This is a genomic window from Streptomyces anulatus (genome assembly GCF_000721175.1).
GTDB classification, from domain to species: domain Bacteria; phylum Actinomycetota; class Actinomycetes; order Streptomycetales; family Streptomycetaceae; genus Streptomyces; species Streptomyces anulatus_C.
This window is the reverse complement of the sequence record NZ_JOEZ01000010.1, coordinates 139,225-154,144: the sequence shown is the minus strand read 5'-3', so window position 1 is coordinate 154,144 and position 14,920 is coordinate 139,225. Positions and strand designations below refer to the sequence as shown.

Below are 14,920 nucleotides of genomic sequence, written 5' to 3'. Positions count from 1 at the left end.
GAACGGTGTGGGCAGGGGCATGGGCGAGGACGGCGGGTCAGCGGACCGGCTGGACCGGCCTTTCCCCGTCCGACGACGGTCGCTCGAACTGGGTGCGGTACAGCTCCTCGTACCGCCCGCCGGCCGCCAGCAGCTCGGCGTGCGTGCCGTTCTCGACGACCCGGCCCGCCTCCACGACCAGGATCCGGTCGGCCGCCCGTACGGTCGAGAGCCGGTGGGCGATCACCAGGGCCGTCCGGCCCGTCAGTGCTTCGGCCAGTGCCTCCTGGACGGCGGCCTCGGAGGTGGAGTCGAGGTGCGCGGTCGCCTCGTCGAGGATCACGACCCGCTGACGGGCCAGCAGCAGCCGGGCGATCGTGAGGCGCTGGCGCTCGCCGCCGGAGAGCCGGTAACCGCGCTCGCCCACCACCGTGTCGAGCCCGTCGGGCAGTGAGGCGATCAGACCGTCGAGCCGGGAGCGGCGCAGGGCGTCCCAGATGTCGTCCTCGGAGGCGTCGGGCCGGGCGATCAGGAGGTTGGCCCGCACCGACTCGTGGAAGAGGTGCCCGTCCTGGGTGACCATGCCGAGCGTGTCCCGGATCGAGTCGGCGCTCAGATCGCGTACGTCGACCCCGTTCAGCCGCACGGAACCGGCGTCCGCGTCGTACAGCCGCGGCAGCAACTGCGCGATCGTCGACTTGCCCGCGCCGGAGGAGCCCACCAGAGCGATCATCTGGCCCGGTTCGGCACGGAAGGAGACCTCGTGCAGGACCGGAGTGCCGCCCCGGTCGTCGAGCGTGGCGACCTCCTCCAGTGAGGCGAGGGAGACCTTCTCGGCGGAGGGGTAGCCGAAGGACACCCGGTCGAACTCCACCGAGACCGGGCCCTCCGGCACCGGGCGGGCGTCCGGCTTCTGTTCGATCAGCGGTTTCAGGTCCAGGATCTCGAAGACCCGCTCGAAGCTGACGAGCGCGCTCATCACCTCGACCCGCGCGCCGGCGAGGGCGGTGAGCGGGGCGTACAGCCGGGTCAGCAGCAGCGCCAGCGCCACGACGGCCCCCGGCTCCAGGCTGCCACGCAGGGCGTAGAAGCCGCCGAGCCCGTAGACGAGAGCCAGCGCCAGGGCGGAGACCAGGGTCAGTGCGGTGATGAACGCCGACTGGACCATCGCAGTACGGATGCCGATGTCACGCACCCGGTCGGCGCGGGCGGCGAACTCGGCCGACTCGTCCAAGGGGCGCCCGAAGAGCTTGACGAGCGTCGCGCCGGGGGCGGAGAACCGCTCGGTCATCTGGGTGCCCATCGCGGCGTTGTGGTCGGCCGCCTCCCGCTGGAGACCCGCCATCCGGGCCCCCATCCGGCGGGCCGGCACGACGAACACCGGGAGCAGCACGAGTGAGAGCAACGTGATCTGCCACGAGATCGTCAGCATCACGGCGAGCGTCAGCAGCAGCGTGACGAGGTTGGAGACGACGCCGGAGAGCGTGTTGCTGAAGGCCCGCTGCGCGCCGATCACGTCATTGTTGAGCCGGCTGACCAGGGCGCCGGTCCGGGTCCGGGTGAAGAAGGCCACCGGCATCTTCTGCACATGGTCGAAGACGGCGGTGCGCAGGTCCAGGATCAGTCCCTCGCCCAGCGTCGACGACAGCCAGCGGGTGAGCAGGCCGAGACCGGCCTCGACGACGGCGATGAGCGCGATGAGCAGAGCGAGCCGGGTGACCGTTCCGGTCTCCTCGCCGTTCACGATCGCGTCGACGACCTTCCCGGCCAGTACCGGGGTGGCCACCGCGAGCAGCGCGGTCAGGACGCTCAGCAGCAGGAAGCGGTAGATCCGCTGCCGGTGGGGCCGGGCGAAGAGCATGATGCGGCGCAACGCCTTCCGGGAGAAGGGCCGGCGGTCCTGCTGGGCGTTCATCGCGCTGTGCAGCGAATGCCACGCAGTGACTTCCATGTCCATGGGGCGCTCCGAAATCTGATGGCCTGCGGAAGAGCTGACGACCTGCGGATCCCGGTCTGCCGTACGGCCCCGGGTTCACTGGGAACGCTAAGACCTCAAGTCTGGTCGAGGTCAAGCGGTTGCGGGTCGGGGGTGCGGGGCCGGGAGGCGACCGGCCCCCACGGACCCGGGGCATGCACGGCGACGGACGAGCAGGCAACGGGAGAAGTGGCGTGCGCATCGGTCTGTCGGGGAAGGACGCGGTGGTGTCCGGTTCCTCGCAAGGTATCGGCCTCGCCATCGCGACCGGGCTCGCCGCGGCCTGCGACTCGCCGTCGGTGATCTCCGGCGGCGGCCTGGATCCGAAGATGCCGGGGCTGTCGACCGGGACGTGGCGGACGTACTCCGACACGAACGTCCTCGGCGCCGTCCGGCTGATCCGGCACTGCCTGCCGGGTATGACCGGGCACCGCAGGGGGAGCGTGCTGAACATCGCCGGTGACTCCGCGATCGTGATCCCCGCCGAGATGATCCACTACGGCATGCCGAAGACCGCGCTGCTCGCCGTCTCCCGTGGCTTGGACAAGGAGGCCGCGGGCACGGGCGTGACGGTGAACTCCGTGATCGCCGGCCCCACGCACACCGGTGGCGTGGAGGACTTCGCGTACGAGCTCGTCGACAAGGGGCTTCCCGGGGACGAGGAACAGCGCGAGTTCATGCGGCTGCACCGCCCGCAGTCCCTGATCCAGCGGCTCATCGAGCCCGAGGAGATCGCCGGCCTGGCCGTCCGCCTCAGCTCCGCGCAGGCCTCGGCGACGACCGGGGCGGCCGTGCGCGTCGACGGCGGCCATGCGGACCCGATCGTGCCCTGATACGACCCGCTCGCGCCCTGGGCGCGGTTGTCACGGCGATCACGGGGCGGTCGGAACGGTCATGCGGGGCTGGCATGATCGAGGGATGAACGAGAGCATGATCGCCGCGTGTGACGGGGCGTCGAAGGGAAATCCGGGACCGGCCGCCTGGGCGTGGGTCGCCGCCGACGCGGACGGGAATCCGGTGCGCTGGGAGGCCGGACCGCTCGGCACCGCGACGAACAACGTCGCCGAGCTCACCGCTCTGGCCCAGCTGCTGGAGTCCACCGATCCGGCGGTGCGGGTCGAGGTGCGGATGGACTCGCAGTACGCCATGAACGCCGTGACCAAGTGGCTGCCGGGCTGGAAGCGCAACGGCTGGAAGACCTCCGGCGGCAAGCCCGTCGCCAACCGTGAGCTGGTCACCCGCATCGACGCCCTGCTCGCCGACCGTTCGGTGACGTTCCGCTACGTGCCCGCACACCAGGTGAACGGCGACCCGCTCAACGCGCTCGCCGACCAGGCCGCCAGTGAGGCGGCCGTGGCCCAGAGCCCGGCCGGTACGGCGCACGGTGCCACGGCACTGCCGGTGCCCGCGCCCGCGCGGTCCACGAAGGGGCGCACCGAGGCGTCCGGGGCTTCGGGCGGCAAGGGGCGGAGCGCCGGGGGCGCGTCCCGCAGCGGGCGGTCCACCGGCACGATCTCGGCGCGTTTCGCGGGCCGGTGCCACTGCGGAAAGCCGTACGCGGCCAAGGAGCCGATCGCGAAGAACCCGAACGGCTGGGGCCACCCGGAGTGCCGCACCGCTCCCGCCTGATCACGCGAGGGCGCCGCGAGGAAGAATTTTCGAGGAGTGGTCCGGCGGTCACGCGGGAATGTCGTGGGACGGGATCAGACGTCGGCCCAGACGAGCCGGCCCGCCAGTGCGGCGCGGGTGCCCCAGCGGGCCGCCAGCGCGTCGACGAGCAGGAGGCCCCTGCCGTCCTCCGCGAGGCGGTCGAGCACGTCGTCGTCCGCGTGGCTGCCCGTCGCCGGGGCCCCGGCGACGGGAAGGCCCGCCGAGTCGCGCAGGGTCGCCGGAGCCGGGATCCGGACCCGGCCGCGATTCCACACGCAGATGCGCACGCCGCCCGCGGAGCGCAGGAGCCGGCAGCGGATCCGCCGGGTGCTGGTGTGCTGCACGGCGTTGGTGACCAGCTCGGTCACTATCAGAGCTGCCGCCTCGATCCGCTCGGCCGGTTCGCCCCAGGCCCGCATGGCCTCCTGGACCCGGTGACGGGCCTCCGGCACGCCCCCGGGCAATCGGGGAACCCACCAGCTGTGTGCGCCTCGGGTACATGCGGCACCTCGGACACCTCCGTCATCGGGAGCGCGCTCCGCGCAACTGACTATTTCCGACATGTATGCACTCTCGGTGCAAAACGCATACTTTGCAAGCGACAGAGTGTGTAGAGCTCCGCCCCGGGGCTCGACGAGGAAGGTTCTGCGCATGCGAGCCCGTTCAGGTCCCACCGTGGAGCACCGCGTCCTCGCGGTCCGCCTCCGCATGCTGCGGGAACGCGCGGGCATCAGCCTGCGGGCCGCGGCCGAGGCGCTGGACGCCCACCCCGCCACCGTCCGGCGCATCGAGCGCGCCGAGACCGGACTCGACCCCCGGCAGGTCGGTGAACTGCTGCGCTGCTACGGCGTGTCCCCAGCCGTGGCCGAGCCCATCATGGCCGGGCTCGGAGCCGCGAACCTGCCCGGCTGGTGGCACCGCTGGCGGGACGCGATGGAGAGCTGGCAGCAGGACGTCATCGGCGTGGAATCCTCGGCGAGCCTCGTACGGACCTGGCACCCGGCACTGGTGCCCGAGCTGCTGCGCACCCCCGCGTACGCCGCCGCGCTCTACCGCACGCAGTACCCCGAGGACAGCCCCGCCCGCCGGGAGCGGCGCGTCGAGCTGCTGCGGGAGCGTCGTCGCCGCATGTGTGAGCGCGGGGCCGCCGTGTGGGCCCTGTTCCCGGAGGCGGCCCTCCACACGCGGGTCGGCGACCGGGAGACCATGGACGAGCAGCGGGCCGCGCTGACCGAGACGATGAAGGAACAGCACGCCACCGTCCAGGTGGTGCCCATGGACCACCCGCCGCATCCCCTGACCGGCTTACCTCCCCTGCACATCCTCCGGGTGCCCGCACCCGAGATCGGGGACCAGGCGGTGCTGGAGACCCCGGGCGTCCGGGTCGAACTCATCGACGACCCCGAGGCCGTGATGGCCCACCGCATCCGGCTGGACGCCGCGTGCGCCGCAGCGCCCGGCCCCGGGACCCCGCTGCCGGAGTGACCCGGCCCGGGCGCGGCACACCCGGCCGCCGCCGGGATGCGGCGGGCCCCGGCCCCGTACAGCGTGGGGGAGGGCTGCAGCTGCGCAGGGCCCGGTGGATCCCGTTCTGGGTCGTCATGCTGGCTGTCGTGCTGGACCTCGTGACGCCGACCGACGTCACCTCAGCGCCGCTGCTGATGGCCGCTCCCGTCGCCACCGCATGCCCGTTCTCGTCCACCACCGCGCACCGACCGGCGACCCGGCTATCCCGGCGCAGATCCTCCACCTGCTGATCGAGGACGTCGGGCACCACACCGGCGGCCGGATCCAGGACGATCAGGCGCTCCTCGCCCTGCACCGCCCCCGGATCCGCCCGCACCCGTAGCGGCCGCTTCGGTCAGGCGGCGCGGCACAGAGCGCGGTCGACGAGCTCGCGCAGTGCGTCCTCCTGACGTGCCGCGCTCCGCGGGTCCCCAGCACGGCTGTGCGCGGAGACGGTGACCGTGCGCCGTCCGTCCGTGGTCGTCGCCGCCCGGATGACGTATCCGAAGCCGCTGCCGCCGTGCCCGAGGTAACCGCCGCCGCAGGACAGCGGGGTGAAGAACAGGCCCAGGCCGTCCCGGGTGCCTTCCGGGTGGCCGCTGTCCTGCGGCACCGGAACCGTGGCCCGCATTGCGGCGAGCTCGGCGGGTTTCAGCAGCCGCCCGTCGACGAGGGCGGTGAAGAAGCGGTTGAGGTCGCGGGCCGTGCCGGTCATCGAGCCGTCCGCCCCACTGTCGAAGGGGCGGTAGGGGATCGTGGTGTCGACCATCGGGCCGTCCAGGGCGAACTGCTGGTAGTTGGCCGCGTGCGGCTGCGGGAGGAAGGGCCTGGTGCCCGGGGTGTCGGTGTGCCGCAGGCCGAGCGGGCGCAGGATGCGGTCCCTGACCTGCTGTTCCCAGGTGTGGCCGGTGATCTTCTCGATGATCATTCCGGCGAGCACGTAATTCGTGTTGGAGTACTCCCAGTCGGTGCCTGCCGGGAAGGCGGGCTCATGGCGCATGGCCAGGGCGACCAGCTCCTCGGGCTCGTGGGCGTTCCACCGGTTGGCGAAGTAGGTCCGGGCACTAGGGTCGGGGAATACGTCGTGGATGTAGTCGGGCAGGCCGCTGGTGTGCCGCAGCAGGTCGCGGACGGTGATGGTCCGGCCGTCGTTCCCGGCTCCGGACACGACCCCGGGCAGCAGTTCCTCCACCGTTTCGTCGAGGGAGATCCGCTTCTCGCCCACCAGCTGCAGCACGACGGTGGCGACGAACGTCTTGGTGGTGCTGCCCAGACGCAGGTAGCCGTCCTTCGGAACCGGACGGTCGGTGACCAGGTCCCCCACTCCGGAGCGGGCCGTGACCGTCCCGCGCGGAGTCTCCAGACGGACCGCCACCCCGGTGACCCCGGTATCCCGCAGCGCGTCGGCGTCACGCTGCACCGACCACGCCGTGCCGGAGGGGCGTGGCGCGGCCGAAGCCGTGACGGACGGCAGGGACGACAGGGCCAGGGCGAGCACCGCAGCTGACAACCAGGAACGACGAAAGATCATGATGCGAGGTTAGGAACGGCACGGGCCACCAGCCATCCGGTAAGCGCCCCGTCCTGTACGGGGGCCAGCCGGATGGACTTCCCCGCGCCCGGAGCGACTGCTCGCGCGCTCCGGTACCCGATGTGCCCGTCCGATACGTGTTTGAGGCGCCGATCGTCGGTCACCCGCACGGAAGACACGTACGGCAAGCGACTGACGACGTATCGACATCGGGAGTGAGCAGAGTTGAGCAGCATGGAGAACTGGCGCCTGCACGCCGCCTGCCGCGAGGAGGACCCGGACCTGTTCTTCCCCATCGGGAGCACGGGCCCCGCCGTCGTCCAGACAGCGGAGGCCAAGGCCGTCTGCGGGACCTGCCCCGTACAGGCCGCCTGCCTGGAATGGGCCCTGGAGAACGGGCAGGACTCCGGGATCTGGGGCGGCCTGTCCGAGAACGAGCGGCGTGCCCTGAAGCGTCGCAGCCGCAGGCGGGCGGAGACCCGGGGACGCGGTACGGCCTGACCCGCACCGTGAGATCCCCGGATCCCGGGCGTCGACACCGCCGCGGCGGGTTCGTCATCCGGGAGCGAGTGGGTACACGATGAGGCATGGACACCACCGTTTGGCTCGTTCTCGGCGCTGTGGCCGCGCTGCTCATGCTGGCCCTGGCCGCCGTGCTGCTGGTGCGCGTCTTCAAGGCCAGAAAGCTGCTGGTCGACGCCGGGATCCCACTGCGTAGCAAGGCGCTCGTCTGGGCGGCCGTCATCTACACCGTGTCGCCGGTCGACCTGTTGCCCGATCCCGTCTACCTCGACGACATCGGCTTCCTGCTGGTCGCCCTGCGCTCCCTCCACTCGGCCGCCGCGGCCGCCGGGGTGCGTACGGGTACGCGGGCGACGTCCCCGGCGGTGGAGAGCCGCCCCGACGCCGTGAGCTGAGACGCCGCCCGGCAGGCCCTCCGAGGCCTTCTGCCCCGCGCGGCCTTCTACCTGATCGCGGGCGCTCCCTGCGGGGCCGTTCCCGGTGCGGGATCCTGCGTTCCCGGAGAGTCCGGGGCGGGCGGCTGCGGGGCCGACTGCGAGTCGGGCGACCCCGGCGGGTCCTCCGGCGCGGGCTCGGTCCCCGGGTCGTCGGGCGGCGGCTGCGAGGTCGCCGGACCGTCCGGCGGGGGCTCGGAGGTCGCCGGATCGTCACCGGGCCGCGACGCCGGGTCGTCCGGCGAGGACGGAGTGGCCCCGGACGACGACGGGCAGGGGTCCGAACCGGGCGGACAGGGGGATTCGGACGCGTTCTTCGGCGGATCCGTCTTCTTGTCACCGTCGCCCGTGTCCCCGGCCGGCCGCTTGAACCAGTCGCCGTTCTCCGGATCGACCATCACGAACTCCTTCACCGGCTTCGCCGACGGCTCCACCACGACCACGTCGGAGGCCCGGTAGCCCGGCCACGCCTTGCCCGTCTGCCGGGGCTTCTCCTCCTGGGCGACGGGCGGCAGCAGCGGGTTCCCGCACGCACAGCGCACCCGGGGCACGCCCCGGTCGTCGACGAGGACCGCCGTACCCGCCTGGAGCACCGCCTGGTAGGCGTTCGCCTCGCCGTCCCGGTAGCCGTGGTTGGTGACGCGGGTGTCCATGCGCAGCGTTACGGGGGTGAGCCCCCGCAGATAGCCGGGGACGGCGGACGGCTCGATGTCCTGGACCGAGGCGAACGCCCGGTTCTTGTCCGGAGCCGCCTGCAGCACCTTGATCTGCTGCTCCACATCGCAACTGGCGACCTTGCGGGTGCCCCCGTAGAGACCCGGGGCCGCGCCGTCCACACCACGCGTGACCTGCGCGTCGGTCCTGGACGCGCTCGGCGCGACGGAGGGGCTGGCCGTGCCGGGCTCGGGATCGCTCTCGCGGGCCGTGGACTCCGTGAACGGATCCGGCCCGGACTCGCCCGCCGCCTGGAGGAACACCTCGCCGCCGGCCTTCGACCCGCCGTCGGGCCGGGTCAGGACGACGACCAGCACGACCGCCGCGACCAGAGCCGTTGCGATCGCCGCGATCCGGGGGACCGAACGCCACCAGGGGCGGTCGGGGCCGGAACCGGGGGCGGCGCCCGAGCCGCTGCCCGGGCCGCCGGGACCGCCCGCACCACCGCCGGAGTCCCCGCCTCCGCCCGAGCCCCCCGAGCCGCCGGAGCCGTGCGGCCCGCCGAGGTCGCCGCCGCTGGGCGGGCCGGGCGGCGGACCGGACACGGTCGGAGGGGGCGGTGTGGGGCCGGACTGCGAAGGGCCCGAGAGCGGGCCGGACGGCGGTCCTGTCGGGCGGCCGGACTGCGGCGGTTGGACACTCACGGGCTCTGCTCCCCGATGTCGGTACCCGCCCCGGACGTCCCTGCCCGGTCCCGATTCCGTACCAGGGCCATCAGTCGACAATCCAGGGCATATCGCCTCATTGTCTGTCCTGCCGCAGTGGTCCCCGCAAGCGGAGGGAGGAACCGTTTCCCCGGGGAGCGGGGCGTCGGGTCCCTGCTTAGCGTGGGGGCGTGAACGTCCGGGCGAAGAACGACGAGAACAGCGCACGCACCCCCCACGGCTGGCGCGACGCGCTCCTGGCGGTCCTCACCGGCGTGCTGGCCATGGTGGTGACCGCGGCGCTCGGCCTGTGGGCCGCCGGCGCGGCCGGGCTGCCCGGTGGCGCCTTCCCGGCCGTCGTCGCCGCGGTGGTGGTGATGGCGGCGGGCGGCTCCGTCGGGCTCTCCGGGGACGCCGGTTCCCTCGTGGGGGCGCAGGCCGACCTCTCGGTACTGCCGCTCTCGGTGACCCTGGTGGGCGCACTCCTGATCGCCCGGGGCTTCCTCCGCCCGCTCCACCACCGGGCCGTCGCCGGAGGCCGCGAACTGGCCGGCTGGGCGGGCCGCGTCGCCGCCCTGTGGATCGTCGCGCTGATCGTGCTCTCGCTGATCGCCCGGCACACCTTCACCCTCTCGGCCGACGACCTCACCGGCAGCGGTGCCGGGGACCTCCTCGGCGAAGACCCGAAGGTCGGATTCCGGGCGGAGATCCCCCTGACCCTGGTCCTCGGGCTGCTGTGGCTGGCCGGAGTCCTCGTGCTGGCCATGCTCGTCTCGCGCGGCGCCCCCCTCCCGGCCCGGCTGCTGCGCTTCCAGGAAGCGGTGCGCCCGGCGGCGTTCGCCATGGTGGTGCTGCTCCTCGCGTGCGTCGCGCTCGGCGTCGTCGCCGGTCTCGTCATGATGATCACACGCGGGCACCCGGCCGAGACCGTCGCGGTGCTCCTCCTCGGACTGCCCAACCTGGTCTGGCTCGCGCTCACCCTCGGCCTGGGCGCGTCCTGGGAGGGCAAGGTCGAGGGCCCCTTCGGGCTGCCCATGCCCCAGGTGCTCGACTCCGTCCTGCGCACCCCCGACCTCTCCACCCTGAACCTGAGCACCCTCGCCGCACAGGACGGCCGCGTCCGCTGGCTCGTGGTCGTCGTCGCGGCGCTGGTGCTCGCCGCCGCATTCCTCATGGCGGCCCGCTCGCCCACCCGAACGCGCTTGTGGCAGCACGCGGTCCATATGGCGGTGGCGCTCACGCTGACCGTGCTGTTCATCTGCCTCACCGCACGGATCTCCGCCCACTACGGACTGTCCCTCCTGGGTCTCGGGGACCTCGGCGGCGGCCTCGGCGGGGAGGTGTCGCTGCGCCCGAAGCTGTGGACGGCACTCGGGTTCGCCGTGTTGTGGGGCCTGGTCACCGGTTTCCTCGGCGGCCTCGCGGCCACCCGGGTGCACCGGCGCGGCGAGGTCCTGGACGCGGGGCCGGGCGCCTGAACCGGCCCCACGGGGATCCGGCCGTCCGCTCAGCTGGTGCCCGGGAACACCGGGGCGGCCCAGCGCGGCGGCGCGGGCGGAGCTTCGGGCGCGGCCGACCAGGAGCCGGCGGGCGCGTCCACCCGGGTCGCAGCGTGCTCGCCGGGTCCGATGCCCGCCGCCGCGGCCCGCAGGGCGGCGACGAACCGCAGACAGGTCTCGTAACGGTCCTCCGGGGACTTGGCGAGTGCCTTCGCCAGTACACCGTCGACGGCGACGGGGAGCCCGGGCCGCAGCCCGCTCGGCGGGGTGGGCGGGTCGTACTGGTGGGCCCAGAGCAGCGCCATGTCGTCGTCCCGCTGGAAGGGCGGCGCACCGGTCAGGGTCTCCTGGACGACACAGGCGAGGCTGTACACGTCGCACCGCCCGTCCACGGGCCGCCCGGAGATCTGTTCCGGCGCCACGTAGTCGAGGGTGCCGACGAACTGCCCGACCGTGGTGAACCCGGTCAGCGACAGCGACTTCTTCGTCAGCCCGAAGTCCGTCAGATACACGTGCTCCGGATGGTCGCTGTCGGTGCCCGCCGCCACCAGGATGTTGCCGGGCTTCACGTCCCGGTGCACCAGGTCGTGGTCGTGGGCCGCGTCGAGCGCGGAGGCGACCTGTCCGGCGATCCGGACGGCGGCCGTGAGGTCCAGTGGCCCGCGCCGGTCGATCAGGACGCGCAGATCGGCGCCCGCGACGAAGCGCATGGCGATGTAGAGCAGCCCCTCCGTCTCGCCCGCCTCGAACACCGGCACGATGTGGGGGTGGTCGATCGCGGCCGCCACGCGTGACTCGTGCGTGAACCGCTGACGGAAGGTGTCGTTGCGGGCCAGCTCGGGTGCGAGCAGCTTCAGCGCGACGATCCGGTCCAGCCGGAGGTCCTTGGCCCGGTAGACGACCGCCATCCCGCCACGACCGATCTCCGCCTCGACCAGATAGCTCGCGATGCGCTTGCCGACGAGATCGTCCTCGCGCCCGGCGGGCAGCCCGGCGTCGTGCGAGGGAGGTGGCGGTCGTGCCATCGGCCGTCACCGCCCCGCATTTCCCGACGCCCCGCCGCCGGGCGGTTCGTCGGGCCCGGCGACGGTGATCGCCCGGGTGGGTTCGGGCGCGTCGGGGGGCGCCGGGCGGGTGGGGCCGGGTTGGTCCGGAGTGACGACGCGGGTGGGTTCGGGGCCGTCAGGCGTCACCACGCGGGTGGATTCGGGGGCGCCGGGCGGTGCGGCGGGTGTGGGGCCCCCTTTGTCGGGCGTCACCACGCGGGTGGGTTCGGGCCCGTCCGGCGTCACCGTGCGGGAGGGCTCCTGTTCGTCGGGCGGTGCGGCGGGTGTGGGGCCCCCTTCGTCGGGCGTCACCACGCGCGTCGGTTCGGGCCGCCCGTCCGGCGGTGTCACGCGGGGCGGCTCCGGCTCCTCACCGGCCACGACCCGCGTGGGTTCCGGAGCCGGGGCCCCCGCCACCCCCGCCTCCCCGGACACCGGTCCCGCCGCTCCCGGTCCCGCCTGCGCCGCGTACGTACTCAGCCGGGTCCCGTCGCAGAAGACCCACCGCTCGTGCTCGGCGTCGTACAGCCACACCGACTCCCCGTCCACCACCATCCCCACCCGCAGCCCCCGCGTCCGCTGCCGGAAGCCCTCCCCGTCGCTGCGGCCCTCGGCCAGGTCCTGGGCCGCGCGGCGGTACCGGCTCAGCGACTCCTCCGCCCTGGCCAGCAGCGGTCGCGGGTCCGCGGTGCGCGCGAGCGGCGCCCCCGCGGCCGGAGGCGTCTGCGGTACGGAGACGAGAAGCCTCCCGTCGACCCAGGCCGACCAGCCGTTGGAGCAGGCGACATACGCCCAGTCCCCGCGCCGGTCCTGCAGTTGAACCGGGAGCAGGGCGTCCAGCGGGTCGGTGGGCCGCGCTACGTCGGGGGACTCCCAGGCCGCCAGCCCGTCCGGCGGGACGACGTGCGTGGGGCGGAATTCCGGGGTCGGGGTCGCCATGGAACCACCTCACTTCCGCATGACCGCGGGTTCGTGCCGCCTCAGGAGTCTCATGACCACGTATCCGAAGACGAGCGAGAGGACGGCCATCATGCCCATGTTGAGCAGCCAGACCCCCGCCGAGTGCCCGAAGAGCGGATCGGAGGTCAGCTCGCCCGGCACGATCCGCGCCAGATCGATCGTCCCGGCCATCGCCCCGAGTGCCCACCGCGACGGCACCAGCCACGACAGCTGCTCCACCCCGGGGACGCCGTGCAGCTTGAGCAGCGCGCCGCAGAAGACGACCTGGACGATGGCGAGGAGGACGAGCAGGGGCATCGTCACCTCCTCCTTGCGCACCAGCGCGGAGACGAGGAGGCCGAGCATCATCGCGGTGAAGGACAACAGGGCGACAGCCAGCGTGATCTCCACGAGCGGTGGCAGGAACACCCCATCGCCACCTGGCGCGTTGAGATCGACGCCCATCAGTCCCACCAGGGTCAGTACCACGGCCTGGAGGACGGTGACGGTACCGAGCACCACGATCTTCGACATGAGGTACGCGGATCTGGAGAGCCCGACGGCCCTCTCCCGCTGGTAGATCACCCGCTCCTTGACCAACTCCCGTACCGCGTTGGCCGCTCCGGTCAGTACTCCGCCCACGCACAGGATCAGCATGGCGTTCATCGCCGTCTCCTGGGTGAGCCGGCTGCCGGCCAGCGCACGGGCCATGGCGCCCATGACGAAGGGCAGCGCGATCATGATGATCAGGAACGTCCGGTCGGCGCTCAGCGCGGAGGCGTACCGGCGTACGAGCGTGTGCAGTTGCGCACCCCAGTTACGGGTCTTCGGCGGCGGTGCGACCAGAGCTCCGGGCGCGGCCGGGGGCAGGTGGGGCTGGGCCGTGGCGTTGACGATGTACTGCTGGTGGAAGGGGGAACCGGCGTAGGTGGCCGCCCAGTCGCGGTCGCGGTCGTTCTCGAAGGCCTCGAACGCCTCCGGCCACTCCGTGAAGCCGAAGAAGGCGAGAGCGTCCTCCGGGGGGCCGTAGTAGGCGATGCGGCCGCCGGGCGCGAGGACGAGCAGCCGGTCGCAGACTTCCAGGCTCAGCACACTGTGTGTGACGACGATGACCGTGCGGCCGTCGTCGGCCAGGCCGCGCAGCATGTGCATGACCGAGCGGTCCATGCCGGGGTCGAGCCCCGAGGTCGGTTCGTCCAGGAAGAGGAGTGAGGGCTTCGTCAGCAGCTCCAGGGCGACGCTCACCCGCTTGCGCTGACCTCCGGAGAGCGAGTGGATCGGCTGGTCGGCGCGCTGTTCGAGGCCGAGGTCCTGGATCACCTCGGCGACCCGCGCCTGCCGCTCGGCCTTCGCGGTGTCCTGTGGGAAGCGGAGCTCGGCTGCGTAACCGAGGGCCTTACGCACGGTCAGCTGGGAGTGCAGGATGTCGTCCTGCGGGACGAGGCCGATGCGCTGGCGCAGTTCGGCGAAGTCCCGGTAGAGGTCACGGCCGTCGTAGAGCACAGTGCCGCTGTCGGCGGGGCGCTGGCCGGTGAGCGCGTTGAGCAGCGTGGACTTCCCCGCGCCGCTGGGCCCCACCACACCGAGCAGACACTTCTCGCCGACGGGGAAGGAGACCCGGTCCAGCAGGGTCTTGCCGCCCTTGCCGGCCCGGCCGACCGTGACCTCCAGGTCCTGGACGTCCAGCGAGACCTCACCGGTGTCCACGAACTCCTGGAGTGCGTCGCCGACCAGGCAGAACGCCGAGTGGCCGATGCCGACGATGTCACCGGGACCGACGGGCCCGCGGGCGACCGGCTGACCGTTGAGGAAGGTTCCGTTGTGGCTGCCGAGGTCGACTATCTCGTAGGTGCCGTCGGCCAGCGCCCGCAGTTCGGCGTGGTGGCGGGAGACCACCAGATCGTCGATGACGAGGTCGTTGCCCGCGTCGCGGCCGATCCGCACGGTCTTCGCGGGCAGCGGACGTACGGTCGTGGGCTGCCGGAACGTGCCGGTCGCCGCGGGCATCGACACGGCCGAGGGGCGGCCGGCGGAGGGGGCGGGGGGCGCGGCGGGCGCGGGGGGCTCCCGGCCCAGCAGCAGGGCGCGCGGTCCGTCGCTCGGATTGCCGAAGCGGATCTCGCTGCCCGCGCCGACGTCCGCGGCGCGGATCCGCCGTCCACCGGTGTACGTGCCGTTGGTGCTGTCCTCGTCCTCGATGGTCCAGTGACCGGCCTCGGGATGCAGGATCGCGTGGTGCCAGGAGACCCGGATGTCGTCGATGACGATGTCACTGTCGGGGTCGCGCCCGACATGGTAATCCCGGCTCGGACTCATCACCGTGGAGCCCAGATCGGTCTCCAGAACGAGTTCGGGCGCAGTCGGCGTCGCAGGCCGCTCTCCCATGCCCTGAATTCTACCGATACGTAACGATCGGCGCCCGCCGCCGGAGGTTCGCGCTCCTGGACGCCGCGATCAGGCTCGTGTTCCCGGGCGCCGTGA

The 14,920-nt window shown here is 72.7% G+C and carries 13 protein-coding genes and 1 pseudogene; 7 read left to right on the top strand and 7 right to left on the bottom strand.

The features are described from left to right. Nucleotides 1-37: 37 nt before the first annotated feature. Nucleotides 38-1,936 (bottom strand): ABC transporter ATP-binding protein, encoded by a 1,899-nt coding sequence (locus IG90_RS0113600; RefSeq protein ID WP_030582706.1) that lies wholly within the window; start codon nucleotides 1,934-1,936, stop codon nucleotides 38-40. A 212-nt stretch (nucleotides 1,937-2,148) separates the two neighbouring features. Here IG90_RS0113600 and IG90_RS0113595 point away from each other — a divergent pair, with 212 nt between their 5' ends. Continuing rightward, on the top strand, nucleotides 2,149-2,787 hold the full coding sequence (locus IG90_RS0113595) for an SDR family NAD(P)-dependent oxidoreductase (protein WP_030582703.1): 639 nt from the start codon (nucleotides 2,149-2,151) through the stop codon (nucleotides 2,785-2,787). Nucleotides 2,788-2,872: 85 nt separating this feature from the next. After that, nucleotides 2,873-3,583: a ribonuclease H family protein gene (locus IG90_RS0113590; protein ID WP_030582700.1), complete on the top strand. Its 711-nt coding sequence runs from the start codon at nucleotides 2,873-2,875 to the stop codon at nucleotides 3,581-3,583. A gap of 74 nt (nucleotides 3,584-3,657) precedes the next feature. Here IG90_RS0113590 and IG90_RS0113585 read toward each other — a convergent pair whose 3' ends face one another. After that, entirely contained in the window at nucleotides 3,658-4,068 is a 411-nt protein-coding gene (locus IG90_RS0113585) for an ATP-binding protein (protein WP_078585237.1), read from the bottom strand. Nucleotides 4,069-4,255: 187 nt separating this feature from the next. On the opposite strand from IG90_RS0113585, the gene IG90_RS0113580 reads away from it, so the two are divergent. Together IG90_RS0113580 and IG90_RS43485 are read left to right on the top strand one after the other, a co-directional pair. Next, nucleotides 4,256-5,089, top strand: coding sequence for a Scr1 family TA system antitoxin-like transcriptional regulator (locus IG90_RS0113580; RefSeq protein ID WP_030582694.1), 834 nt, complete (start codon nucleotides 4,256-4,258; stop codon nucleotides 5,087-5,089). A gap of 196 nt (nucleotides 5,090-5,285) precedes the next feature. Further along, nucleotides 5,286-5,453, top strand: a pseudogene (locus tag IG90_RS43485) (serine/threonine-protein phosphatase); the annotation flags it as partial. A gap of 12 nt (nucleotides 5,454-5,465) precedes the next feature. Here IG90_RS43485 and IG90_RS0113570 read toward each other — a convergent pair. Then, a complete protein-coding gene (locus IG90_RS0113570; protein ID WP_233435950.1) occupies nucleotides 5,466-6,641 on the bottom strand; it encodes a serine hydrolase domain-containing protein in 1,176 nt (391 codons plus the stop codon). A gap of 234 nt (nucleotides 6,642-6,875) precedes the next feature. On the opposite strand from IG90_RS0113570, the gene IG90_RS0113565 reads away from it, so the two are divergent. Further along, the gene (locus tag IG90_RS0113565) at nucleotides 6,876-7,142 is read left to right on the top strand and encodes a WhiB family transcriptional regulator (protein WP_030582688.1); all 267 of its coding nucleotides are present in this window, start codon (nucleotides 6,876-6,878) and stop codon (nucleotides 7,140-7,142) included. Nucleotides 7,143-7,228: 86 nt separating this feature from the next. Continuing rightward, nucleotides 7,229-7,558 carry a YkvA family protein gene (locus IG90_RS0113560; RefSeq protein ID WP_030582685.1) on the top strand — a complete coding sequence of 110 codons (330 nt, stop codon included), beginning with the start codon at nucleotides 7,229-7,231 and terminating at the stop codon, nucleotides 7,556-7,558. A 47-nt stretch (nucleotides 7,559-7,605) separates the two neighbouring features. Here the strand turns inward: IG90_RS0113560 and IG90_RS0113555 are convergent, their stop codons facing one another. Next, the gene (locus IG90_RS0113555; protein WP_033894153.1) at nucleotides 7,606-8,955 is read right to left on the bottom strand and encodes a DUF6777 domain-containing protein; all 1,350 of its coding nucleotides are present in this window, start codon (nucleotides 8,953-8,955) and stop codon (nucleotides 7,606-7,608) included. A 191-nt stretch (nucleotides 8,956-9,146) separates the two neighbouring features. Between IG90_RS0113555 and IG90_RS0113550 the strand changes: the two genes are divergently transcribed. Next, the gene (locus IG90_RS0113550; RefSeq protein WP_030582679.1) at nucleotides 9,147-10,433 is read left to right on the top strand and encodes a streptophobe family protein; all 1,287 of its coding nucleotides are present in this window, start codon (nucleotides 9,147-9,149) and stop codon (nucleotides 10,431-10,433) included. 29 nt (nucleotides 10,434-10,462) lie between these two features. On the opposite strand, the gene IG90_RS0113545 is transcribed toward IG90_RS0113550, so the two are convergent. Genes IG90_RS0113545 through IG90_RS0113535 form a run of 3 tightly spaced genes read right to left on the bottom strand, consistent with a single transcriptional unit; the run spans nucleotide 10,463 to nucleotide 14,824 of the window. Further along, nucleotides 10,463-11,479 (bottom strand): serine/threonine-protein kinase, encoded by a 1,017-nt coding sequence (locus IG90_RS0113545; protein WP_030582677.1) that lies wholly within the window; start codon nucleotides 11,477-11,479, stop codon nucleotides 10,463-10,465. A 6-nt stretch (nucleotides 11,480-11,485) separates the two neighbouring features. Then, nucleotides 11,486-12,439 (bottom strand): hypothetical protein, encoded by a 954-nt coding sequence (locus tag IG90_RS39410; RefSeq protein WP_033894152.1) that lies wholly within the window; start codon nucleotides 12,437-12,439, stop codon nucleotides 11,486-11,488. A 9-nt stretch (nucleotides 12,440-12,448) separates the two neighbouring features. Further along, the gene (locus IG90_RS0113535; RefSeq protein WP_030582671.1) at nucleotides 12,449-14,824 is read right to left on the bottom strand and encodes an FHA domain-containing protein; all 2,376 of its coding nucleotides are present in this window, start codon (nucleotides 14,822-14,824) and stop codon (nucleotides 12,449-12,451) included. Nucleotides 14,825-14,920: the final 96 nt, after the last annotated feature.